20 protein-coding genes and 1 pseudogene are annotated in these 23,294 nt (G+C 55.9%); 11 read left to right on the plus strand and 10 right to left on the minus strand.

Going from position 1 to position 23,294, the window contains the following annotated elements; genetic code table 11:
• Window positions 1–57: 57 nt before the first annotated feature.
• From potE to kdpF, 9 genes are all read right to left on the minus strand, one after another.
• A complete protein-coding gene (gene potE, locus A4308_RS10255) occupies window positions 58–1,371 on the minus strand; it encodes a putrescine-ornithine antiporter (protein ID WP_022647448.1) in 1,314 nt (437 codons plus the stop codon).
• Window positions 1,368–3,566 carry an ornithine decarboxylase SpeF gene (speF, locus tag A4308_RS10260; RefSeq protein ID WP_045281605.1) on the minus strand — a complete coding sequence of 733 codons (2,199 nt, stop codon included), beginning with the start codon at window positions 3,564–3,566 and terminating at the stop codon, window positions 1,368–1,370. Before speF ends, potE begins: the two co-directional genes overlap by 4 nt.
• Window positions 3,567–3,820: 254 nt before the next feature.
• Window positions 3,821–3,925: a leader peptide SpeFL gene (gene speFL / locus A4308_RS22245; protein WP_003858645.1), complete on the minus strand. Its 105-nt coding sequence runs from the start codon at window positions 3,923–3,925 to the stop codon at window positions 3,821–3,823.
• 279 nt (window positions 3,926–4,204) lie between these two features.
• Entirely contained in the window at window positions 4,205–4,882 is a 678-nt protein-coding gene (kdpE, locus tag A4308_RS10265) for a two-component system response regulator KdpE (RefSeq protein ID WP_008501074.1), read from the minus strand.
• A complete protein-coding gene (gene kdpD / locus A4308_RS10270; protein WP_023336921.1) occupies window positions 4,879–7,566 on the minus strand; it encodes a two-component system sensor histidine kinase KdpD in 2,688 nt (895 codons plus the stop codon). The genes kdpE and kdpD overlap by 4 nt, the downstream gene beginning before the upstream one ends.
• Window positions 7,567–8,142 (minus strand): potassium-transporting ATPase subunit KdpC, encoded by a 576-nt coding sequence (gene kdpC, locus A4308_RS10275; RefSeq protein WP_045281604.1) that lies wholly within the window; start codon window positions 8,140–8,142, stop codon window positions 7,567–7,569.
• A 12-nt stretch (window positions 8,143–8,154) separates the two neighbouring features.
• Complete coding sequence (gene kdpB, locus A4308_RS10280; protein WP_045281603.1) at window positions 8,155–10,203, minus strand: potassium-transporting ATPase subunit KdpB; 2,049 nt, start codon at window positions 10,201–10,203, stop codon at window positions 8,155–8,157.
• Window positions 10,204–10,221: 18 nt separating this feature from the next.
• Window positions 10,222–11,901 carry a potassium-transporting ATPase subunit KdpA gene (kdpA, locus tag A4308_RS10285; protein WP_045281602.1) on the minus strand — a complete coding sequence of 560 codons (1,680 nt, stop codon included), beginning with the start codon at window positions 11,899–11,901 and terminating at the stop codon, window positions 10,222–10,224.
• Window positions 11,901–11,990 (minus strand): K(+)-transporting ATPase subunit F, encoded by a 90-nt coding sequence (kdpF, locus tag A4308_RS21780; protein ID WP_014069365.1) that lies wholly within the window; start codon window positions 11,988–11,990, stop codon window positions 11,901–11,903. Before kdpF ends, kdpA begins: the two co-directional genes overlap by 1 nt.
• A 308-nt stretch (window positions 11,991–12,298) precedes the next feature.
• On the opposite strand from kdpF, the gene A4308_RS10295 reads away from it, so the two are divergent.
• The 7 genes and pseudogenes from A4308_RS10295 (at window position 12,299) to nei (ending at window position 18,016) form a co-directional block, all read left to right on the plus strand.
• Window positions 12,299–12,505 (plus strand): YbfA family protein, encoded by a 207-nt coding sequence (locus A4308_RS10295; RefSeq protein WP_028019445.1) that lies wholly within the window; start codon window positions 12,299–12,301, stop codon window positions 12,503–12,505.
• Between the two features lie 211 nt (window positions 12,506–12,716).
• Complete coding sequence (gene phrB, locus A4308_RS10300) at window positions 12,717–14,129, plus strand: deoxyribodipyrimidine photo-lyase (RefSeq protein ID WP_014883029.1); 1,413 nt, start codon at window positions 12,717–12,719, stop codon at window positions 14,127–14,129.
• 10 nt (window positions 14,130–14,139) lie between these two features.
• The gene (locus A4308_RS10305) at window positions 14,140–14,883 is read left to right on the plus strand and encodes a type 2 GTP cyclohydrolase I (RefSeq protein WP_045281600.1); all 744 of its coding nucleotides are present in this window, start codon (window positions 14,140–14,142) and stop codon (window positions 14,881–14,883) included.
• A gap of 14 nt (window positions 14,884–14,897) precedes the next feature.
• Window positions 14,898–15,553, plus strand: a pseudogene (gene pxpB, locus A4308_RS10310) (5-oxoprolinase subunit PxpB).
• Window positions 15,547–16,479 (plus strand): 5-oxoprolinase subunit PxpC, encoded by a 933-nt coding sequence (gene pxpC, locus A4308_RS10315; RefSeq protein WP_045281599.1) that lies wholly within the window; start codon window positions 15,547–15,549, stop codon window positions 16,477–16,479. The pseudogene pxpB and the gene pxpC overlap by 7 nt, the downstream one beginning before the upstream one ends.
• On the plus strand, window positions 16,466–17,206 hold the full coding sequence (gene pxpA, locus A4308_RS10320; protein ID WP_045281598.1) for a 5-oxoprolinase subunit PxpA: 741 nt from the start codon (window positions 16,466–16,468) through the stop codon (window positions 17,204–17,206). Before pxpC ends, pxpA begins: the two co-directional genes overlap by 14 nt.
• 18 nt (window positions 17,207–17,224) lie before the next feature.
• Window positions 17,225–18,016 carry an endonuclease VIII gene (gene nei / locus A4308_RS10325; protein ID WP_014883034.1) on the plus strand — a complete coding sequence of 264 codons (792 nt, stop codon included), beginning with the start codon at window positions 17,225–17,227 and terminating at the stop codon, window positions 18,014–18,016.
• 99 nt (window positions 18,017–18,115) lie between these two features.
• Here the strand turns inward: nei and A4308_RS10330 are convergent, their stop codons facing one another.
• Window positions 18,116–19,399 carry a citrate synthase gene (locus A4308_RS10330; RefSeq protein WP_014883035.1) on the minus strand — a complete coding sequence of 428 codons (1,284 nt, stop codon included), beginning with the start codon at window positions 19,397–19,399 and terminating at the stop codon, window positions 18,116–18,118.
• 639 nt (window positions 19,400–20,038) lie between these two features.
• Here A4308_RS10330 and sdhC point away from each other — a divergent pair.
• The 4 genes from sdhC to sdhB are packed head-to-tail and all read left to right on the plus strand — an operon-like array spanning window position 20,039 to window position 23,282.
• Window positions 20,039–20,443: a succinate dehydrogenase cytochrome b556 subunit gene (sdhC, locus tag A4308_RS10335; protein ID WP_020684965.1), complete on the plus strand. Its 405-nt coding sequence runs from the start codon at window positions 20,039–20,041 to the stop codon at window positions 20,441–20,443.
• Window positions 20,437–20,784, plus strand: coding sequence for a succinate dehydrogenase membrane anchor subunit (gene sdhD, locus A4308_RS10340; RefSeq protein ID WP_008501088.1), 348 nt, complete (start codon window positions 20,437–20,439; stop codon window positions 20,782–20,784). The genes sdhC and sdhD overlap by 7 nt, the downstream gene beginning before the upstream one ends.
• On the plus strand, window positions 20,784–22,550 hold the full coding sequence (sdhA, locus tag A4308_RS10345) for a succinate dehydrogenase flavoprotein subunit (protein ID WP_045281596.1): 1,767 nt from the start codon (window positions 20,784–20,786) through the stop codon (window positions 22,548–22,550). The genes sdhD and sdhA overlap by 1 nt, the downstream gene beginning before the upstream one ends.
• 15 nt (window positions 22,551–22,565) lie before the next feature.
• Window positions 22,566–23,282, plus strand: a complete 717-nt coding sequence (gene sdhB / locus A4308_RS10350; protein WP_014883037.1) for a succinate dehydrogenase iron-sulfur subunit SdhB — start codon at window positions 22,566–22,568, stop codon at window positions 23,280–23,282.
• The last annotated feature ends 12 nt before the right edge of the window (window positions 23,283–23,294 follow it).

The raw sequence follows: 23,294 nt of genomic DNA on the forward strand, positions 1-23,294 counted from the left end.
GGGGAGAGGGAGAAAACAATAAAAACGGCAACCCTCGGGCTGCCGTTTTGTTTTTACCTAACTATGCTTATTCTTCAATTCAAACCGTGGTGACACCAGACCGTACAGCGTCCAGCCCATAAAGGTCACCATTGCCCCATAGAGCATCGCTTCCTGACCGGAAGAGTAGAGCGCATAGAAGCTGTAAATCGCCCCAATGAGCGCCACGATATTCGCTGCTCGTGCTTTACGCGGATCCACCTTCGCGACCTTCTGAATAATCACCAGCGCGGCCATCGACAGAATGTACGGAATGATGTTCGTCACCACCGCCAGGTTGACCAGCACGTTGAACTGGCTGTTCAGCGACGGGCTAATGGTCATCAGCGACAATCCACTCTGGAAAATCACGATGGCCAGCATGCCCTGCACCGGTGCGTCCGCTTTGGTGACGCGGGAGAAGATTTTGGGGAAATAACCTTCGTCAGCCGAGGATTTAAACACCTGCGCGATGGTGAACTGCCAGCCGAGAAGCGAACCGCAGCAGGACATCACCATCAGACCCATAATCACCTTCCCGACTTCCGGGGTGAACATCTGGGCGAAAGCCAGCCCGAACGGTGCCGTGGAGTTAGCCAGATCCATATTCGGCACAATCCCGGCAATCACGTTGGTTGAGACGATATAGATCACCGCCGCCCCCAGCGTTCCGCCAAGTACCGCAATCGGCACGTTCTTTTCCGGGTTCTCAACTACTTCCGCGTTCGCGCAGGCCGATTCCAGTCCGAGGAAAGCCCACAGCGTCATGGCGATAGAAGAGCCCACGGCGGTAAAGAACGGCACATGATGCGGGTTCCAGGAGTTGGCGTAGAGCGTAGGACTAAACCAGAACCAGCCGATGATGCATAAACCGACGACCGGGATAATCACGCCCCAGACGGTGATGCTGCTCAGTTGTCCGGTGATACGCGCGCCGCCGAAGTTCGCCACGGTGCAGATCCACAGCACCCCGATGGTCGCCAGCCCAATTTGTACCGGGGTGAGCGTGGCGCCAAACAGTTCCGTCCCGTAACCCACGGCGGAAATGGCAATCGCCACGTTGGCGATCAGCAGCGATACACCATAGGTATAGTTGGCCATAAAGTTGCCGGACTTACCAAAAGCGTATTCCGCATAGCCGCCCATCCCGCCGGACTTGCGGCTGAACATCCCGCATTTGGCGAATGCCCACGCCAGCGCCATTGACCCCACCGCCGTCACCAGCCAGGAGATAATCGAAATGGTGCCCACTTCGGCAAGCTTGGTGGGCAGCATGATGATCCCGGACCCCATCATGTTGACCATGGTGAGGATGGTCAGCTGCACCACGCCCATCTTATTGGATTTGCTCATAATGTCTCTCCTTTCAGCAGCGCGGGCTGAGCGGCGGGTTGTTTGATGACGTTACAGCGAACCTGTTTGCGACCCTCACACTCTTCGACGTATACGCCCTGCAGCTCAGGCGCGAAGCCTGGTAGCAGGTTGATACCGTCTTCCAGCGCGGCAAAGTAGCGCAGCACGGAGCCGCCCCAGACTTCGCCCGGGACAACGCACAGCACCCCAGGCGGATAAGGCAGGGCGCCTTCAGCGGCAATGCGGCCTTCCGCGTCGCGCAGGGAGACCAGTTCGACTTCACCACGCAGATACGCATAGTTTGCCTCCTGCGGGTTCATCATCACGCGCGGGAAGTGAGACTTGCGGAACATCTCTTTTTGCAGTTGCTTCACGTTATAGCGGGCATAGAGATCGTGCATCTCCTGGCAAATCTGGCGCAGCGTGTAATCCGCGTAACGTTCCGGATGTTGTTTGTAGAGAGAAGGCAGGACCTCTTTCAGCGGAACATCGCTCTCGAGCAGTTTTTCGAAGCGCACCAGCTGCGCCACCAGCTGCTGCAGTTTGCCCATATCTTCCGCAGGGGTGAGCAGGAACAGGATCGAGTTGAGATCGCATTTCTCCGGCACGATGCCGTTTTCACGCAGGAAGTTGGCGAGGATGGTGGCGGGCACGCCGAAATCCTCATACTCGCCGGTGCGGGCGTTAATACCTGGCGTGGTCAGCAGGAGCTTGCACGGGTCGATAAAGTACTGGTGCTCGGCATAGCCCTCAAAAGCGTGCCAGTTTTCACCCGGTACGAAGTGGAAGAAGCGCAGATCGGTGGCAATTTCCGCTGTGTCGAAGCTTTCCCACGGACGGCCATCCACCGTCTCCGGCACAAACGGACGAAGGTACTGGCAGTTCTCCAGGATCAGTTTGCGCGCTTCGATACCGTTAACCACGCAGTCCATCCACATATTGCGACCGCTCTGACCTTCATGCATACGGGCGTTAATATCTAGCGCAGCAAACAGAGGGTAGAACGGGCTGGTGGAGGCGTGCATCATAAAAGCATTATTCAGCCGCTTGTGGGGTACATAGCGCTGCTGGCCTTTGATATGGCTGTCCTTTTTGTGGATCTGTGAGGTTTGCGAGAAGCCTGCCTGCTGTTTATGTACCGACTGGGTGACCAGAATTCCCGGGTCGTTTTCGTTCAGCTCCAGCAGCAGCGGCGAGCAATCTGCCATCATCGGGATAAACTGCTCGTAACCTACCCAGGCCGAGTCGAACAGGATGTAATCACACAGATGCCCAATCTTATCCACCACCTGACGGGCGTTATAGATGGTGCCATCGTAGGTACCCAGCTGGATCACCGCCAGACGGAACGGACGTGCATCGCGTGCACGACCTGGCGCCACCTCGGCTACCAACTCGCGCAGGTAGCTTTCCTCAAAGCAGTGCGCGTCAATGCCACCAATAAAGCCGTACGGGTTGCGCGCGGTTTCCAGATAGACCGGTGTCGCGCCAGCCTGAAGAAGGGCGCCGTGATGGTTCGATTTGTGGTTATTACGGTCAAACAGCACCAGGTCGCCAGGGGTGAGCAGGGCGTTAAGGACCACTTTGTTGGATGAGGAGGTCCCATTCAGCACAAAGTAGGTCTTATCGGCATTAAAGACCTTTGCGGCATGTTGCTGCGCAATGCACGGCGCGCCTTCGTGGATCAGCAGATCGCCCATTGCCACGTCGGCGTTACACAGGTCGGAACGGAAAAGCGTTTCACCAAAGAAATCGACAAACTGATTGCCCGCAGGATGACGGCGGAAGAATTGCCCCCCCTGATGCCCCGGGCAGTCAAATGCGCTGTTACCCTGTTTCACGTAGTCTACAAGGGCACGGAAAAACGGCGGCCGCAGTTGGGTTTCGTACTTCTGGGCTGCCGCTTCCAGCTGGCGGCCATAAAAATCGTTGCTGGTGTCTGAATGCTCAAATACGCCGTGAATGCGCGATAAATAATCTGCCGGAATGATCTCTTCTTTATGCGTTGCGACAAAGACGGGAATGCCAAATCCGGTGGCTTCTATTTCTTCCAGTATGCCGCTGGAAATATCGCTAACGGCCAGAACAATGGCTGCGACGTCGATATAATCAGAAGCGCGGACATCCACAAGCTCACGCTGGGTGGTAAAGCAGTCCGGACATGCACGGCTGGCCGCGATTTTTAAACTTTTCATCTTTCTCTCTTTATTTTAGGTAATAAGCGTCCTTCGATTTCTTGTCAGAAAGAAATCGATAATTTTCCGGAAAAAAAGCAATGTGTGGCCGCTGATTAAAATCAGTAAATTGCTTTTTGATGATTGGAATTCAGTCCGCCCGGTTGCGGATGAGTCTGAATTAAATTGAATGAGCGCACGAGTTCACAGGCAATGGCCTGTAAAATAAGGTGTTTCAGGATGACCTGTAAGCGAGTGCGCCAGAAGTCTAAGGACTACCGGGCATTAAAGAGGTGAAAGTCAAAGCAGTTTCGGTGGGCAAACATCATGATATGTGTTGTCCGCCTTATATGGGGCATTAAGCGATTGTTGTTTTCCATGTTTCATTTTCCTTTCAGTAATTGAAAGCATGGTCATTTTATCCAGGAAAAAGGGATTAACTGTGAATCAGATCACCCTTAACCGATCATTTCAGAAATAATTAGTCGTTTTTGATGAATAACGCAGATCAAAATGCTGATTTGTTGTTGAAGTGTTAATGATTGGTTTTGTTAATGTTTTAAACGAGCAAAAATAATCCATGGAATAATGTATTGATTATTTTTTTAATATTGATTGAGAGGTTTTTTGATTATTTAGAAAATAATATGAATAGTTATTCAAAGCATAAACCGATAACCGATACCGGTTTCAGTTAATAAATGGCGAGGGCGAGCGGGGTCGACTTCCAGTTTCTGACGAAGGTGACCCATATATATGCGCAAATAGTGACTATGTTCCACCGCGTTGGGTCCCCACACCTGACTCAACAGCTGGCGCTGGGTGAGAACCTTGCCGTGGTTATTAAGCAGCACGGCGAGCAGGCGGAATTCGATGGGGGTAAGATGGATTTCCTCTTCACCGCGCACAATGCGCCGTGCGGCGAGGTCAACCCGAATATCACCAAACGTGTAGGTTGGGTCGGCAGGCGTGGTGGCGCTATGACGACGCAGCGCCACGCGCAGGCGAGCCTGCAATTCGCCAATGCCAAAGGGTTTAATCAGATAGTCATCGGCGCCGGCATCCAGCGCGGCGATTTTATCCGTCTCTTCAGTACGGGCAGAGAGCACGAGAATCGGCATCTGGCTCCACTGACGAACCTCACGAATAAAATCGATGCCGTCGCCATCCGGCAGCCCAAGATCGAGGATCACCAGGTCCGGCTTGCGGGTGGCGGCTTCAATTAAACCCCGTTGAAGCGTACCCGCATCGTGAACGCGCAGACCGTCTCCTTCCAGCGCAGCGCGCAGAAAACGGCTAATGGCGATCTCATCTTCGACAATCAGAACGTTAATCACAAATCCTCGGGTAATTCATTCAGTTCTGGCGGGGTTTCCAGAGGAAGTGTAACACAAAAACGCGCGCCGCCTTCCGGACGATTCTCTGCGGAAATGGTTCCGCCATGGACGTCAACGATCGCCTGACAAATCGCCAGCCCGAGCCCAACGCCCGGAATGGCCGACTCCTTGTTCCCGCGCGCGAATTTTTCGAAAATAGCCAGCTCCTGCCCGGCAGGAATGCCCGGTCCGGTATCCCAGACGTCAAGATGAAGCGTGCCATCCTCTACCATCGCATCCACGCCAATCCGGGCACTTGAGCCGGCATATTTACCGGCATTTTCCAGCAGATTGATCAGCACCCGTTCAAACAAGGGGCCATCGACGTGAATTAAGGTCAGGGGTTCAGGCATGTTCAGCGCGATATGCCGCCCACCGAGGCCGGGCTCCAGCATTTTCAGCGCGCTGCCTACCACTTCTTCCAGCGTGAGCCACTCTTTTTTGAGGTTAAATCCGCCCGACTGAATGCGCGCCATATCGAGCAGGTTATTCACCAGACGGGTGGTATTCAGCACGTGCTGGCGGATTTCGCTGGCCTGAAGGGCGTGTTTAGACCCTTCCGCGGCCAGGTCCAGCGTCAGGATTTCTGACTGACCAAACAGAACGGTCAGCGGGGTCCGCAGGTCGTGCGACAGCGCCGCCAGCAGCGAGTTACGAATGCTTTCACGCTCGCTGGCCAGTCGGGCCTGTTCTTCACTGGCGGTAAGCGCCAGCCGTTCCAGCGCGCTGGCAACCAGCAGCGTAAAAGTCTCCAGCAGCCGCTGCTGCTCGGGGATCATCAGCTGACGCAAGTTTGAGGGCTCAACAATCACCAACCCCTGATTTTTATCGGCGCTGCGTAGCGGCAGAATTTGATAGGGCACGCCGGGCAGGGTGTCGGTCCCTGCGCCCGCAGGTAACCCTTTATCAAAGCTCCAGCGCGCGATGGCTTCGTCCCAGGGCGTCATGCCGGAGGCCGAGGTTAGCGGGCGCAGCTTACCGTGTTCGTCCGGGAGTAAAATCAGGTTGCTGGCATGAAACGTCGAGCGAATAAACTGCTCGCTGGTCTGCACAATATCCAGCGGGGTCCGACCCACCGCCAGCGATTTCGACATTTCATACAGATGCCGCGTGCGCTGTTCGCGGTAGCGGGCGATGCGCGCCTGGTAGCGCACGCCCGCCGTCAGATTGCCGATCACCAGCCCGACGGTGAGCATCACGGCAAAGGTCAGGATGTACTGTACGTCCGACACGGCGAGCGTCCCGCGAGGGGCAATAAAGAACAGATCAAAGCTGATGACGTTAATCACCGTTGCCAGCACCGACGGCCAGCGTCCGTAAAAGAGCGCCACCACCACCACGCCAAGGAGGTAGATCATCACCAGGTTGGCCGCGTCGAAGGCAATCAGCCATTTGCTGGCAATGATCGTGATCAGGGCGCAGAGCACGACGGCCACCAGGCAGCCGCGAAGCTGAATGCGCCATTTATCACTGAAAGTACGGCTGTCCGGGGCGCGGCTGGGAAGGGGTGTGGGTTTATCATCCAGCGCCACGATCACCAGGTCCAGATCCGGCGCGCGGCGGGCCAGTTTGTCGGCAAAGGATTCACGGCTAAACCAGCGACGATGCTGGCGACGGCCAATGACGATTTTCCCCAGGTTATGCTCCCGGGCGTAGCGCAGAATGGCTTTATCTTCCTGAGGATCGGAAAGGGTGGCGGTTTCGGCACCCAGCTCCTGCGCCAGGCGCAGCGAACTCAGAATCGCGCGGCGCTGGTTTTCGGGCAGGGCATGAAGCTGCGGCGTTTCGACATACACCGCATGCCAGACGCTGCCAAATTTGGCGGCCAGACGCGCGGCGGTGCGGACAAGTTTTTCGTTACCGCTGCCGTGCCCCACGCACAGCAGGATGGCATCCCGCGTATGCCAGACGCGTTCCTGGCCCTGCAAATCGCGCCAGGCACGCATCTGATCGTCAACGCGATCGGCAGTACGGCGCAGAGCCAGTTCGCGCAGGGCAATCAGGTTGCCTTTGCGGAAGAAATGTTCGATGGCACGCTCGGCCTGTCCGGCAATATAGACTTTGCCTTCGTGCAGGCGCTGGCGCAAATCATCCGGCGGCAGGTCGACCAGCACCACTTCGTCAGCGGAATCGAAGAAAGGGTCGGGCACCGTCTCGCGCACCTGAATGCCGGTCACGCCGCTGACCACATCGTTCAGGCTTTCCAGATGCTGCACGTTAACCGTCGTGAAAACATCAATGCCAGCTTCAAGTAATTCTTCCACATCCTGCCAGCGCTTGGGGTGACGCGAGCCTGGCGCATTGCTGTGCGCCAGTTCGTCCATCAGGATAAGCGCCGGACGGCGGGCGAGGGCGGCATCAATATCAAACTCAGTGACTAAACGACCCCGATGGCTGATGCGGCGGGGCGGCTGGGTGGCAAGCCCCTTCAGCAGCGATGCCGTCTCTTTACGTCCGTGGGTTTCAACCACGCCGATGAGTATATCGAGCCCCTGCGCCCGAAGCCGCTGGGCTTCCGTCAGCATGGCGAAGGTTTTCCCGACACCCGCGCAGGCGCCAAAGAAAATTTTCAGTTTGCCGCGATGGGCTTCAGCCGTCTGTTCAAGCAGCCTGTCCGGATCCGGGCGCATGGGCTCGTCGGTCATTTAGTTTTTCCTTAGCGCGTCCAGCGCCAGATTCAGCTCAACAATATTCACTACCGGCATGCCGATATAGCTGACCAGCGGCTTTTGTGTGTGTTCTGCCACCAGCTTGCTCACCTGTTCAATACTCAATTGACGGGCGGCGGCAACGCGCGGGATCTGCCACGCCACCGCTGCCGGCGTCAGGCTATAGTCCAGCCCGCTGGCTGAGGCGGTGACCAGCTCCACGGGAACCTCGCGGCTGGCCTGTGGATTGGCGGCGCGCAGGGCGGCCACGCGCTCGGCGACGGCTTTGTCCAGCGCCGGGTTGCTGCCCGCCAGGTTACTGCCGCCGGATGCCATCGGATTATACGGGCTTTCGGCAGTGGCGGAAGGGCGTCCCTGGAAGTAGCGAGCGTCCGTAAAGCTCTGACCAATCAGGCGCGAACCGCGGTTTTCACCGTTTTGCATAATCAGCGAGCCGTTAGCCTGATCCTTAAACCACCACTGGCCCAGGGCGGTGGTGACCAGCGGGTAGAGGCCGCCGGTAATCAGCGACAGCAGAATAAACAGAAGTATAGCGGGGCGTAACATCGTCATTTGATTCACCTTTTAAACCAGCCCGAACAGGGTCAACAGCAGATCGATAGCCTTGATACCGATGAAAGGCACCACCAGCCCACCCAGGCCGTAAATCCACAGGTTGCGGCGCAGCATGGCGGCCGCCGTGAGCGGCTTGTAGCTCACACCTTTCAGCGCCAGCGGGATCAGGAAGACAATAATCAGGGCGTTAAAGATTACCGCGCTCAGAATGGCCGATGCCGGGGAGTGCAGGTGCATTACGTTCAGGGCGTTTAATTGCGGATAGGTCGCAGCAAACGCGGCCGGAATGATGGCGAAATATTTCGCCACATCGTTAGCGATGCTGAACGTGGTCAGCGAGCCGCGCGTCATCAGCATCTGCTTACCAATGTGCACGACTTCAATCAGCTTGGTCGGGTTAGAGTCGAGATCGACCATGTTGCCCGCCTCTTTTGCCGCCTGGGTACCGGAGTTCATTGCCACCGCCACGTCGGCCTGCGCCAGAGCAGGGGCATCGTTGGTCCCGTCACCGGTCATCGCGACCAGACGCCCTTCCGCCTGATACTGACGAATCAAGGCCAGTTTGGCTTCCGGTGTGGCTTCGGAAAGAAAATCATCCACGCCCGCTTCGGCAGCAATCGCCGCGGCGGTCAGACGGTTATCCCCGGTGATCATCACCGTTTTGATCCCCATTTTACGAAGCTGGGCAAAGCGTTCTTTGATGCCGCCTTTGACGATATCCTTCAGCGCAATCACTCCCAGCACATTTGCGCCTTCAGCCACCACCAGCGGCGTTGCCCCCTGACGGGCCACGCTTTCCACCAGGCTATCCACTTCGGATGGGAAGTGACCGTTATTAGCCTCAATGTGGCGACGAATGGCGTCAACCGAGCCTTTACGGATCATCCGGTCCTGAATATTAATGCCGCTCATCCGGGTCTGTGCCGTGAAGGGCACGAAAGTGGCATGCAGGCTCTGAACGTCGCGCTGGCGCAGGTTAAAGCGCTGTTTGGCAAGAATCACAATGCTGCGACCTTCCGGAGTTTCGTCGGCAAGCGATGAGAGCTGTGCGGCATCTGCCAGCGTTTTTTCATCCACGCCAGGTGCGGGTAAGAAGTCTGATGCCTGACGGTTACCGAGGGTGATGGTCCCGGTTTTATCAAGCAGCAGAACGTCTACATCGCCCGCCGCTTCAACGGCACGTCCGCTGGTGGCAATAACGTTGGCACCGAGCATACGGCTCATACCGGCCACGCCGATGGCCGACAGCAGGCCGCCGATAGTGGTGGGGATCAGGCAGACCAGCAGCGCCACCAGCACCGTGACGGTGACCGCCGTACCGCCATAAGTGGAGAACGGCCACAGGGTCGCGGTTGCCAGCAGGAAGACGAGGGTCAACGCGACCAGCAGGATGGTCAGGGCAATCTCGTTGGGGGTTTTACGACGCTGGGCGCCTTCCACCATGGCGATCATCCGGTCAAGGAAGGTTTCACCTGGGTTAACGCTACACTGGATCACCAGCCAGTCGGAGAGTATGCGCGTCCCCCCCGTTACGGAGGCGAAATCGCCGCCGGATTCACGGATAACCGGGGCGGATTCCCCGGTGATGGCGCTTTCGTCCACCGACGCGCCACCTTCAATCACTTCCCCGTCGCACGGGATAATATCGCCAGCTTCGACCAGCACCACATCGCCTTTGCGCAGTTCATCCGCCGGAACGTGGTCCATCTGCGCACCGTATTTTGGTTCACGTAACTTGCGTGCGAAGGCGGTCTTTTTTACCCCTTTCAGGCTGTTGGCCTGGGCTTTACTCCGGCCTTCCGCCAGCGCTTCCGCAAAGTTGGCAAACAGCACGGTAAACCACAGCCACAGGCTAATGGCGCCGGTAAACATCGCATTTCCCGGCATGTGGCCCGTTCCCATGGCAATCGCCAGTGCGGTGGTCAGGACGCTTCCCGCCCAGACAATAAACATCACCGGGTTGTGCCACTGCACGCGCGGGCTCAGTTTTTTCACCGCATCCATGAGCGCCTGACGAACTAATGACGGTTCGAACAGGGCCAGTTGTTTACGACTCATGACAAATTCTCCGCAAAATCAGCGTAAAGAGAGGTATTCCGCGACCGGGCCTAACGCGAGGGCGGGGATAAAGGTCAGGGCACCAACCAGTAACACGGTGCCTGTGAGCAGGCCGATAAACAGCGCGCCGTGGGTCGGTAATGTTCCGGTGGTGGTCGGTTGAATTTTTTTATTCACCAGCGATCCGGCAATCGCCATGACCGGCACAATGATCCCGAAACGACCCACGAACATGCAGAACGCCAGCAGACAGTTCCAGAACGGTGAGTTGGCACTTAAGCCTGCAAAGGCACTGCCGTTGTTGTTGGCGGCAGAGGAGACGGCATACAGCACTTCGCTAAAGCCGTGAATACCCGGGTTAAAGATGCCGCTGCGTCCGGCCTCGGTCATCAGCGCTAGTGCGGAGCCGAGCAGTACGAGGGCAGGGGTTACCAGAATCGCCAGCGCGGTTAATTTCATCTCGCGAACGTCGATTTTTTTACCGAGGTATTCCGGGGTACGACCAATCATCAGACCGGCAATAAACACCGCCAGCATCACGAACAACAGCATGCCGTAAAGACCTGAACCCACGCCGCCAAATACCACCTCGCCAATCTGCATCAGCCACATTGGGATCATTCCGCCCAGTGCGGTGAAGGAGTCATGCATGGCATTCACCGCCCCGCACGAGGCCGCCGTGGTGACCACCGCATAGAGGCTGCTGGCGAGAATGCCAAAGCGGCTCTCTTTACCTTCCATATTGATATTGCTGTTAGCCCCAAGCTGCATGAAATGGCTATTGCCGTTCCATTCAGCCCACATCACCAGCGCAACGCAGACCACGAAGATTAACGACATGGTCCAGAGCAGGGTGCGCCCCTGCCGGCGATCGTTGACGACATCACCAAAGGCAAAGCAGAGTGCGGTGGGGATCAGGAAAATCGCCAGCATCTGCACAAAATTGGTCAGGGCAGTCGGGTTTTCAAACGGATGCGATGAGTTGGCGTTGAAGAAGCCGCCGCCGTTGGTGCCGAGCATCTTGATGGCTTCCTGCGACGCCACGGGCCCCATCGGCAGGAGCTGTTTTGCCCCTTCCAGTGAGGTATAAGGGGTGTATGGCAGCAGGTTTTGCAGGCTACCTTGCTGAATAAAGAACAGCGCGATCAGCAGCGCAATTGGCAGCAATATCCACAGCGTGATGCGCGTCAGATCCACCCACGCGTTACCCAGGGTACTGATTTTCTGACGAGCAAACGCGCGCGTCAGCGCGAAGATCACAGCGATACCGCTGGCAGCCGAGAGGAAGTTCTGGACGGTTAATCCCGCCATCTGGCTGAAATAGCTCAGCGTGGTTTCACCCGCATAGGACTGCCAGTTGGTGTTGGTGACAAAGCTGACTGCCGTATTCAGCGCAAGATGCCAGGACAGACCCGGTAATTGTTGCGGATTCAGCGGCAGACTCCCCTGCAGCATCAGCAGGGTAAAAAGTGCAATCAGCCCAACAATATTCAGCAGCAGAATGGCAAAAAGATATTCACGCCAGCTCATCTCGCGATCGTCTATTCCCAGTACACGCCAGATCCCTTTTTCAACGCTTCCCGTACCAGGCAGGGGGACGTTGTTGATAAGCCTTGCCAGCCCCATTCCCAGTGGCCTTGCCAGAACGAACAACGCCAGTAAGAAGCTGGCAATAAGCAAAAACGCCTGAGCAGCCATCAGAATGCCTCCGCATTAATCAGGGCATAAACCAGATAACCCAATAACAGGAACACCAGCACGATGCCGGCAATAAGACCTGCACTCACAATCCACCTCCGGGTGACTTTTGTTGTTGGGTTAACGGTAGGATTTATGGCGCAAAGATTTCGCAAAAATGAGGAGAGAGGGTGTAAAAAAAGTATAAAAATGGCAAAGCCCACAATTTAACTATTGGTAAGTAAATTGTTAACTTTTTTGTAACTAAATTACGGCGCGAGTGTAAATATTCACTAAATGAATGAAAATAAGTGGTCGGATGAGTAGTAAAATTACACGCAAAGCGATATTATTTTATCCAGGTCACAGATTTTGAATTTTCCGGATGACGTTTCCGGCCAACTATAGGGGAGAAAATATGGATCTTTATAAAGAGTTTCCGGCTCATATCGTGTTCATGCGTCGCACTTTCGCCGTAGTGGCGGGCGTGCTGGCCCTGCCGGTGATGCTGTTCTGGAAAGATCGCGCTCGTTTTTACAGCTATCTGCACCGCGTCTGGGCGAAAACCAGCGAGAAGCCGGTGTGGATGGATCAGGCCGAGAAAGCGACCTGCGACTTCTACTAAAAAAAGAAAGACTACACATAGCAATAAAAAAACCGCCAATAGCAATGGGTAATGCCAGTCAGTTACTTAACTGACTGGCATTACCACCCCCCCGGGCGGCCTTTTTTATTTCATCCCGTCTACACTTCATGGCAAAGTACAGTAAAAGCTCGCCACTTTTTCCTTTGGTGGCGTGCCCTTACGGACATAATGGATATTTGCCTGGAGTTTTATGCCCACCCATCTGGTTTGGTTTCGCGCAGATCTGCGCGTACATGACAACATCGCTCTCGCGGCAGCCTGTCGTTCTGAGGATGCCAGCGTGCTGGCACTGTTCATCGCCACGCCCGAACAGTGGCAGCAGCATGATATGGCACCGCGCCAGGCAGCTTACCTCAAATCACATCTGAACGTTCTGCAACACTCGCTTGCTGAAAAAGGTATTCCGCTAATCTACAAAGAGGTCAGTGATTTTGCCGCGCAGCTTCAGATGCTGCAGGCGATCTGTCAGCAAAACGGCGTCACACACCTTTTTTATAACTATCAGTACGAGCTGAACGAACAGCGGCGGGATCGCCAGCTGGAAAACATGCTGGACGGGGTAGTTTGTGAAGGATTTGATGACAGCGTCATGCTGGCGCCGGGCAGCGTCATGACCGGCAGTCACGAAATGTACAAAGTGTTTACGCCGTTTAAAAATGCGTTTGTTAAACGCCTGAAAGAGGCGCTGCCTGAGTGCGTGGCCGCGCCCGCTGTTCGGGGCGATGCCATAACCGATCTGCCTGAATTAACGTTTAACTATCCCCAACAGTCGTTCGACGATCTTCTGTTCCCTGCCAGTGAGAAATCGGCGATTGCGAAGCTGCGCCAGTTTTGCAAGCAGGGCGCGGGAGAGTACGACGCGCGCAGGGATTTCCCGGCGGTTGAAGGGACAAGCCGATTATCGGCCTGCCTGGCATTGGGCGTGCTCTCTCCTCGCCAGTGTCTGCATCGTCTCCTGGCCGAGCAGCCGCAGGCGCTGGACGGCGGGACGGGGTCGGTGTGGCTGAACGAACTGATCTGGCGTGAGTTCTATCGCCATCTGATGACTTATCATCCCGATCTCTGCAAGCATCGCCCGTTCATTCCCTGGACCGATAACGTAAAATGGCAGCACGACGAGGCGCGTTTACTGGCCTGGAAAAAGGGGGAAACGGGCTATCCGATTGTTGATGCCGCGATGCGCCAGTTGAATGAAACCGGGTGGATGCACAACCGTCTGCGAATGATTACCGCCAGCTTCCTGGTGAAAGATCTGCTTATCGACTGGCGTGTCGGGGAGCGTTATTTTATTTCTCAGCTGATCGATGGCGATCTGGCAGCGAATAATGGCGGATGGCAGTGGGCGGCCTCTACCGGTACCGATGCGGCTCCCTATTTCCGGATTTTCAATCCGACCACTCAGGGACAAAAATTTGATGCTAACGGCGACTTTATTCGTCGCTGGTTGCCCGCGCTCAGGCATGTTCCTGCGAAAGCGATCCACGACCCGTGGGCATGGGCGGATAAACAGGGCGTAAAGCTCGATTATCCCCGCCCGATTGTTGACCATAAACAGGCGCGCGTCGCCACGCTGGCGGCCTATGAAGCCGCCCGTAAAGCTTAAGAGAGTGATGATGAAAAACAGCGAACTGGAAAGCCTGATTAACGAAAAACTCAATACCGCCGCCTTCAGCGATTACGGCCCGAATGGGCTGCAGGTGGAAGGCCGTGAGACAGTGCAAAAAATCATCACCGGCGTGACGGCAAGCCAGGCATTGCTGGATGAAGCGGTGCGTCAGGAGGCCGATGCGGTCATTGTTCACCACGGTTATTTCTGGAAAAACGAATCACCGATTATTCGCGGTATGAAGCGCAACCGCCTGAAAACGCTGTTGGCTAATGACATCAACCTGTACGGCTACCACCTGCCGCTGGATGCACACCCGGAACTGGGGAATAACGTCCAGCTGGCGCAGCTGTTGGGGATCACTGTGATGGGCGAAATCGAGCCGCTAGTCCCGTGGGGAGAGCTGTCGATGCCGGTTCCAGGTCTGGAGCTGGCCTCGTGGATCGAAGCACGTCTCGGGCGTCGTCCGCTGTGGTGTGGCGACACGGGGCCGGATACCGTTAAGCGCGTTGCCTGGTGTACCGGCGGCGGTCAGGGCTTTATCGACAGCGCCGCGCGTTTTGGTGTTGATGCGTTTATTACCGGTGAAGTCTCTGAGCAGACGGTTCACTCAGCCCGTGAACAGGGGCTGCATTTTTACGCGGCAGGCCACCATGCTACCGAGCGTGGCGGTATCCGCGCCCTCAGCGAATGGCTGACGGAAAATACCGATCTGGATGTGACCTTTATTGATATCCCTAATCCCGCCTGATGAGAGGTGCCCGAGTGCAGAGAGCGCGTTGTTATCTTCTGGGTGAAAGCGCAGTTGTACTGGAACTTGAACCGCCGGTCACGCTTGCCACGCAAAAGCGTATCTGGCGGCTGACACAGCGTCTGGTTGACATCCCGGAAGTGGTAGAAACCATTCCTGGCATGAATAACATTACCGTCGTGCTGCGCAACCCGCAGACAAAGGCGCTGGATGCTATTGAACGTCTTCAGCGCTGGTGGGAAGAGAGCGAAGCGCTGGAGCCGGAATCGAGAATGATTGAAATCCCGGTCGTCTATGGCGGCACGGGTGGGCCGGATCTTGGCGTGGTGGCGGATCACTGCGGATTAACGGAGAAGCAGGTAGTTGAGCTGCACAGTTCGGTGGATTACGTGGTCTGGTTTCTGGGGTTTCAACCCGGCTTCCCGTATCTTGGCGGATTATCCCCCAGCTGCATACGCCGCGCCGGGCCGAGCCACGCCTGAGCGTTCCCGCGGGAACGGTGGCAATTGGCGGCGAACAAACCGGAATTTATCCGCTCACCTCACCGGGCGGCTGGCAGCTTATTGGGCACACCGCCATGCCATTATTTGAACCGGGGCAGGAGGCACCCATTCTCCTTCGTCCTGGTGATACCCTTCGCTTTATCCCGCAGAAGGAGGGGGTATGTTAACGTTACTTCGCGCAGGGCTTTATACCTCGGTACAGGATGCCGGCCGCTTTGGTCTGCGCCAGTCTGGCGTGAGCTACTGCGGTGCGCTTGATCGTCCTTCGCTGGAGATTGCCAACCTGCTGGTGGGTAACGCAGGCAGCACGGCGGCGTTAGAAATTACGCTCGGTCAATGTGTGATTGAGTTCGGTCAGGAAACCTGGTTTGCGTTGACCGGCGCAGGTTGTGACGCCACGCTGGACGGCAAAGCGGTGTGGACCGGCTGGCGGTTGCGGGCGAAAGCCGGGCAACGTCTGACGCTGAAACGGCCTTTGCACGGGGTGCGCAGTTACCTTGCGGTAGCGGGGGGCATTGACGTGCCGGAGGTGCTGGGATCAGCCAGTACCGATCAGAAAGCGGGCATAGGGGGGCATGAGGGACGTTCGCTGCGCGATGGCGATCGTCTGGCGATTAAGCCGTCAACACGCGATTTCTCGACGACGCAGGGCGTAAAACAGTTGCTGTGGGGGAACGTGATCCGCGCCTTACCGGGGCCGGAATATCAGGAGTTCGATGACGCTTCTAAAGAGTCTTTCTGGCGTTCGCCGTGGAAGATTAGCCCGCAGAGTAACCGCATGGGCTACCGCCTGCAGGGGCAGACGCTGACCCGCACAACCGACCGGGAGTTGCTCTCCCACGGCTTATTGCCTGGCGTCATTCAGGTTCCGGGCAATGGTCAACCCATTGTGCTGATGAACGATGCGCAGACGACGGGCGGTTATCCGCGCATTGCCTGCATTATTGACGCAGATCGCTACCATCTGGCGCAAATTCCCCTCGGTCAGCCGATCCATTTCGTGCAATGTTCGCTGGAGGAAGCGCTGAAAGCGCGACAGGATCAGCAGCGTTATCTCGAACAGCTGGCGTGGAGGCTTGATGGTAAAGATTGATTTAAATGCCGATCTGGGGGAGGGGAGCCGCGCCGACGCAGAGCTGATGACGCTGGTCTCTTCGGTCAACATCGCCTGCGGCTTTCACGCGGGTGATGCGCAAACCATGCTGGAGGGCGTGCGCAATGCCATTAAAAACGGCGTGGCGATAGGCGCTCACCCGAGCTTTCCCGATCGGGAGAACTTTGGCCGTACGGCGATGGACCTGCCGCCGGAGACGGTCTACGCTCAAATGCTTTACCAGATTGGCGCGCTGGAGGCGATAGTGCGCGCTGAGAAGGGCGTACTGCGCCACGTGAAGCCGCACGGCATGCTTTACAATCAGGCGGCGAAAGATCCTGCTCTGGCGGACGCCATTGCCCGCGCGGTGCGGGATTGTGACTCTCAGCTGATTCTGGTGGGCCTGGCGGGCAGCGAGCTGATCCGCGCCGGGCAGCGCCTGGGGTTAACCACCCGCCAGGAAGTGTTTGCCGACCGGGGATATCAGCCTGATGGCAGCCTGGTGCCGCGAACGCAGGCCGGGGCGCTCATTACCGACGAAGGTAAAGCGCTGGCGCAGACGCTGGAGATGGTGTGCGCCGGGCGTGTCATCGCTGTGGATGGTACATCTGCAAACGTTCAGGCCGATACGGTATGCTTACATGGCGACGGCGAGCATGCGCTCCAGTTTGCGCGACGCCTGCGGGCAGCGTTCTCTGATGAGGGTATTCTTGTCAGCGCAGAATAATCATTTAAGGACAATAACATGCCAGAAGGTCCGGAGATCCGCCGCGCGGCGGATAGCCTGGAAGCGGCGATAAAGGGCAAACCGCTGACGGATGTCTGGTTTGCCTTTCCGCAACTCAAACCGTTTGAATCACAGCTGCTGGGGCAGACGGTGACCCATATTGAAACGCGCGGGAAAGCCTTACTCACGCACTTTTCCCATAACCTGACGTTATATAGCCATAACCAGCTTTACGGCGTCTGGCGCGTGGTTAACGCGGATGAACAACCGCAAACCACCCGTGTGCTGCGGGTTAGGCTGCAAACGGCGGATAAAGCCATCCTGCTTTACAGCGCGTCGGATATCGAAATGTTAACGCCTGAGCAGTTGCTCGTTCATCCGTTCTTGCTGCGCGTCGGGCCGGATGTGCTGGATATGCGCCTGACGGCGGGCGATGTGAAAGCCCGTTTGCTGTCACCCAAATTTCGCAATCGGCAGTTTTCCGGTCTTTTTCTCGACCAGGCCTTTCTGGCCGGGCTCGGCAACTACCTGCGGGTGGAAATCCTTTGGGAAGCCGGGCTGGCGCCGCAGCATAAAGCCTCGCAGCTCAGCGATGAACAGCTGGAAGCGCTGTCCCATGCGCTGCTGGACATTCCGCGTTTATCTTACACGACGCGCGGCGTGGTAGATGAGAACAGGCATCACGGGGCGCTGTTCCGGTTTAAGGTGTTTCATCGGGCGGGGAAAAAGTGCGAGCGATGTGGCGGGATTATCGACAGGATTATGCTCTCTTCGAGACCTTTTTACTGGTGCCCGCACTGCCAGAAATAAAAGTAAAACGGTAACCCAAGGGTTACCGTTTTTAAGGTTTTCACCCTCTCCCTGTGGGAGAGGGCTGGGGTGAGGGCATCATGCCGCACCCAACGTCTGTTAGCGCTTAATATCAGACTTAAAATCACGCTGCTCGTAGCCGGTATACAGCTGACGAGGACGGGCGATTTTCATGCCTTCGCTGTGCATTTCGTTCCAGTGCGCAATCCAGCCTACGGTACGGGCCATGGCGAAGATTACGGTGAACATGGAAGACGGAATACCCATCGCTTTCAGAATGATACCGGAGTAGAAGTCGACGTTCGGGTAGAGTTTCTTCTCGATGAAGTACGGGTCGTTCAGCGCGATGTGTTCCAGCTCCATCGCCACTTCCAGCAGATCATCTTTGGTACCCAGCTCTTTCAGCACTTCGTGGCAGGTTTCACGCATCACGGTGGCGCGTGGGTCATAGTTTTTGTAAACACGGTGACCGAAGCCCATCAGGCGGAAGGAGTCATTCTTGTCTTTCGCGCGACGCACGAATTCAGGAATGTGCTCAACGGTGCTGATCTCTTCCAGCATCTTCAGTGCCGCTTCGTTCGCACCGCCGTGCGCCGGTCCCCACAGGGAGGCGATGCCCGCAGCGATACAGGCGAACGGGTTCGCGCCTGAAGAGCCCGCGGTACGGACGGTAGAGGTGGAAGCGTTCTGTTCGTGGTCAGCGTGCAGGATCAGGATACGGTCCATTGCGCGTTCCAGCACCGGGTTCACTTCGTACTCTTCGCACGGCGTGGAGAACATCATGCGCAGGAAGTTACCGGCGTAGGAGAGGTCGTTACGTGGATACACAAACGGCTGGCCGATGGAGTATTTGTAACACATCGCCGCCATGGTAGGCATTTTGGACAGCAGACGGAACGCCGCGATATCACGGTGACGCGGGTTATTCACGTCAAGGGAGTCGTGGTAGAACGCCGCCAGCGCACCGGTAATCCCGCACATCACCGCCATCGGGTGAGAGTCACGACGGAACGCATGGAACAGACGGGTAATCTGCTCATGGATCATGGTGTGACGGGTGACGGTGGTTTTGAATTCATCGTACTGCGCCTGCGTTGGCTTTTCGCCGTTCAGCAGGATGTAGCACACTTCCAGATAGTTGGATTCGGTGGCTAACTGATCGATGGGGAAGCCGCGATGGAGCAGGATACCTTCGTCACCGTCAATGTAGGTGATTTTGGATTCGCAAGATGCGGTAGAGGTAAATCCAGGGTCAAAGGTAAATACTCCTTTGGAACCCAGCGTACGGATATCAATAACATCCTGACCGAGCGTGCCTTTTAGCACATCCAGTTCAATAGCATCACCACCGTTGAGGGTGAGTTTTGCCTTTGTATCAGCCATTTACGGTCTCCTTAGCGCCTTATGCTTAAGACTGCGCTTTACCGGATTTGCTTTCAGCTGTTAATCACCGTTACCAGATTGTTATTTGGCTTACCGCTCAGCTCACGAGGACAAACCAGGGTACAGAGCTATGGCGCCTTGCAGGTAAACGAATGAAATATCAGTGAAACAACAGCAAATCAGCGTTTTTGCAGTCCGAATTATTCAAACCTGTATATCACTAATAACTGTCCTGATAACTTCGGTCAATACCATCACACTGTTACATAACTATTTGTCAGGTGAAAGAGAGACCTCATAACTTTTGCGCATTATATGCCTTTTCTGATGACGTTTGTAACAATATTGTTTAACATTTGTCAAATCAGATGATTAAAAATTAAAAAGATGTTGTTATCGTGACCCTGATCACTGTTCCAGAGAAAACCCGACAAACTGTATGTAGGTTAATTGTAATGATTTTGTGAACGGCCTATACTGCCGCCAGGTCTCCGGAACACCCTGCAATCCCGAGCCACCCAGCGTTGTAATGTGTCGTTGAAGCATCTGGAAGCATTGTTTTGCATGACGCGCAGTTATAGAAAAGGAACGCTGCTTGACCCGCATCGCAGTCCGGAGGAAGGAAACAATAAGAACAGCATGTGGGCGTTATTCATGATAAGAAATGTGAAAAAACAAAGACCTGTCAATCTGGATCTGAAAACGATCCGGTTCCCCGTAACAGCAATAGCGTCCATTCTGCACCGTGTTTCAGGTGTAATTACGTTTGTGGCGGTCGGCATTCTGCTGTGGTTACTGGGTACCAGCCTCTCCTCCCCTGAAGGATTCCTCCAGGCCTCTGCCATCATGAACAGCTTCTTCGTGAAATTCATCATGTGGGGCATTCTGACCGCGCTGGCGTACCACGTCGTCGTGGGTGTTCGTCATATGCTGATGGACTTTGGCTACCTGGAAGAGACGTTCGAAGCCGGGAAACGCTCCGCTAACATTTCATTTGTGATTACTGTCGTGCTTTCACTTCTCGCAGGAGTTCTCGTATGGTAAGCAACGCCTCCGCATTAGGACGCAACGGCGTACATGACTTCATTCTTGTCCGTGCTACCGCCATCGTTCTCACCCTTTACATCATCTATATGATTGGTTTCTTCGCGACCAGCGGTACGCTGACGTGGGAAATCTGGAGTGGGTTCTTCGGATCCGCCTTCACCAAAGTGTTCACCCTGCTGGCGCTGTTCTCCATCCTTATTCATGCGTGGATTGGTATGTGGCAGGTGTTGACCGATTACGTTAAACCGCTGGCGATTCGCCTTCCTCTGCAGCTGGCCATTGTCGTTGCACTGGTGGTTTACGTTATTTATGGATTCGTTGTGGTGTGGGGTGTGTAATGAAACTGCCAGTCAGAGAATTTGATGCTGTTGTGATTGGTGCCGGTGGCGCAGGTATGCGTGCCGCACTGCAAATTTCCCAGAGCGGCCAGACCTGTGCGCTGCTCTCTAAAGTGTTCCCGACCCGTTCCCACACAGTATCCGCGCAGGGCGGTATTACCGTTGCGCTGGGTAACTCCCATGAAGATAACTGGGAATGGCACATGTACGACACGGTAAAAGGTTCCGACTACATCGGCGACCAGGATGCCATCGAATATATGTGTAAGACCGGCCCGGAAGCGATTCTGGAGCTGGACCACATGGGGCTGCCGTTCTCCCGTCTGGAAAACGGCACCATCTATCAGCGTCCGTTTGGCGGCCAGTCGAAAAACTTCGGCGGCGAGCAGGCGGCACGTACCGCAGCGGCGGCTGACCGTACAGGCCACGCACTGCTGCACACCCTGTATCAGCAGAACCTGAAAAACCACACCACCATCTTCTCCGAGTGGTATGCGCTGGATCTGGTGAAAAATGCCGATGGCGCAGTGGTCGGTTGTACCGCGCTGTGTATCGAAACCGGTGAAGTCGTTTACTTCAAAGCCCGCGCAACCGTGCTGGCCACCGGCGGTGCAGGCCGTATTTACCAGTCCACCACCAACGCCCACATCAACACCGGTGACGGTGTCGGCATGGCAATCCGCGCAGGCGTGCCGGTTCAGGATATGGAAATGTGGCAGTTCCACCCAACCGGTATCGCCGGTGCCGGCGTTCTGGTAACAGAAGGCTGCCGTGGTGAAGGCGGCTACCTGCTGAACAAACACGGCGAACGCTTCATGGAGCGTTATGCCCCGAATGCGAAAGACCTGGCGGGTCGTGACGTGGTGGCGCGTTCCATCATGATCGAAATCCGTGAAGGCCGCGGCTGTGATGGCCCATGGGGTCCACACGCGAAGCTGAAACTCGACCATCTGGGTAAAGAGGTGCTGGAATCCCGTCTGCCGGGCATTCTGGAGCTGTCTCGTACCTTCGCGCACGTCGACCCGGTGAAAGAGCCAATTCCTGTTATCCCAACCTGCCACTACATGATGGGCGGTATTCCGACCAAAGTGACCGGTCAGGCGTTGACCGTGAACGAGCAGGGCGAAGATGTGGTTATTCCTGGCCTGTTCGCCGTAGGTGAAATTGCCTGCGTATCCGTTCACGGCGCAAACCGTCTCGGCGGCAACTCGCTGCTGGACCTGGTGGTATTCGGCCGTGCAGTCGGTCTGCATCTGCAGGAATCCATTGCCGAGCAGGGCGCGCTGCGTGACGCGACCGACGACGAAATTGATGCCTCTCTTGAGCGGCTCAACCGCTGGAACGGCAACCGTAACGGCGAAGATCCGGTGGAAATCCGTAAAGCACTGCAGGAATGCATGCAGCATAACTTCTCGGTATTCCGCGAAGGTGACGCTATGGCCAAAGGTCTTGAGCAGCTGAAAACGATCCGCGAGCGTCTGAAAAATGCCCGTCTGGATGACACCTCCAGCGAGTTCAACACCCAGCGCGTTGAATGCCTGGAGCTGGATAACCTGATGGAAACCGCATTCGCGACCGCGATGTCGGCAAACTTCCGTACCGAGAGCCGTGGCGCGCATAGCCGCTTCGACTTCCCGGATCGTGATGACGAAAACTGGCTGTGCCATTCCCTGTATCTGCCAGAGTCGGAATCCATGACGCGTCGTAGCGTCAACATGGAACCGAAACTGCGTCCGGCGTTCCCGCCGAAGATTCGTACTTACTAATGCGGAGACAGGATAATGAAACTCGAATTCTCAGTTTATCGTTATAACCCGGATGTTGATGATGCTCCGCGTATGCAGGACTACACCCTGGAAGCGGAAGAAGGTCGCGACATGATGCTGCTGGATGCGTTAATCCAGCTGAAAGAAAAAGATCCGACACTGTCGTTCCGTCGCTCCTGCCGTGAAGGGGTCTGCGGCTCTGATGGCGTGAACATGAACGGCAAAAATGGCCTGGCCTGCATCACGCCCATTTCCGCGTTGCAGCGTCCTGGTCAGAAAATTGTTATCCGTCCTCTGCCAGGCCTGCCGGTCGTGCGTGATTTGGTGGTAGACATGGGGCAATTCTATGCACAATATGAGAAGATTAAGCCTTACTTATTGAATAATGGGCAAAATCCACCCGCTCGCGAGCACTTACAGTCTCCTGAGCAGCGTGAAAAACTCGATGGGTTGTACGAGTGTATTCTCTGCGCATGTTGTTCAACGTCCTGTCCGTCGTTCTGGTGGAACCCGGACAAGTTTATCGGCCCGGCCGGTCTGCTGGCTGCCTATCGCTTCCTGATCGATAGCCGCGACACCGAAACCGAGAGTCGTCTGGAAGGACTGAGTGACGCTTTCAGCGTATTCCGCTGCCATAGCATCATGAACTGCGTCAGTGTATGTCCGAAGGGACTGAACCCGACGCGCGCCATCGGCCATATTAAGTCGATGCTGCTGCAGCGCAGTGCGTAAGTAAAAACGCCG

The organism is Enterobacter sp. ODB01, assembly GCF_001623605.1.
In the GTDB taxonomy this organism is placed as follows: domain Bacteria; phylum Pseudomonadota; class Gammaproteobacteria; order Enterobacterales; family Enterobacteriaceae; genus Enterobacter; species Enterobacter kobei.

Coding starts and splice junctions, on each gene's coding strand:
- A4308_RS10330 (WP_014883035.1), bottom strand. CDS start 19,399: ATGGCTGATACAAAGGCAAAACTCACCCTCAACGGTGGTGATGCTATT.
- speFL (WP_003858645.1), bottom strand. CDS start 3,925: ATGGAAAACAACAATCGCTTAATGCCCCATATAAGGCGGACAACACAT.
- sdhA (WP_045281596.1), top strand. CDS start 20,784: ATGAAACTGCCAGTCAGAGAATTTGATGCTGTTGTGATTGGTGCCGGT.
- A4308_RS10295 (WP_028019445.1), top strand. CDS start 12,299: ATGGATCTTTATAAAGAGTTTCCGGCTCATATCGTGTTCATGCGTCGC.
- sdhB (WP_014883037.1), top strand. CDS start 22,566: ATGAAACTCGAATTCTCAGTTTATCGTTATAACCCGGATGTTGATGAT.
- sdhC (WP_020684965.1), top strand. CDS start 20,039: ATGTGGGCGTTATTCATGATAAGAAATGTGAAAAAACAAAGACCTGTC.
- phrB (WP_014883029.1), top strand. CDS start 12,717: ATGCCCACCCATCTGGTTTGGTTTCGCGCAGATCTGCGCGTACATGAC.
- kdpB (WP_045281603.1), bottom strand. CDS start 10,203: ATGAGTCGTAAACAACTGGCCCTGTTCGAACCGTCATTAGTTCGTCAG.
- kdpD (WP_023336921.1), bottom strand. CDS start 7,566: ATGACCGACGAGCCCATGCGCCCGGATCCGGACAGGCTGCTTGAACAG.
- kdpC (WP_045281604.1), bottom strand. CDS start 8,142: ATGACGATGTTACGCCCCGCTATACTTCTGTTTATTCTGCTGTCGCTG.
- A4308_RS10305 (WP_045281600.1), top strand. CDS start 14,140: ATGAAAAACAGCGAACTGGAAAGCCTGATTAACGAAAAACTCAATACC.
- kdpA (WP_045281602.1), bottom strand. CDS start 11,901: ATGGCTGCTCAGGCGTTTTTGCTTATTGCCAGCTTCTTACTGGCGTTG.
- sdhD (WP_008501088.1), top strand. CDS start 20,437: ATGGTAAGCAACGCCTCCGCATTAGGACGCAACGGCGTACATGACTTC.
- potE (WP_022647448.1), bottom strand. CDS start 1,371: ATGAGCAAATCCAATAAGATGGGCGTGGTGCAGCTGACCATCCTCACC.
- nei (WP_014883034.1), top strand. CDS start 17,225: ATGCCAGAAGGTCCGGAGATCCGCCGCGCGGCGGATAGCCTGGAAGCG.
- pxpA (WP_045281598.1), top strand. CDS start 16,466: ATGGTAAAGATTGATTTAAATGCCGATCTGGGGGAGGGGAGCCGCGCC.
- speF (WP_045281605.1), bottom strand. CDS start 3,566: ATGAAAAGTTTAAAAATCGCGGCCAGCCGTGCATGTCCGGACTGCTTT.
- pxpC (WP_045281599.1), top strand. CDS start 15,547: ATGTTAACGTTACTTCGCGCAGGGCTTTATACCTCGGTACAGGATGCC.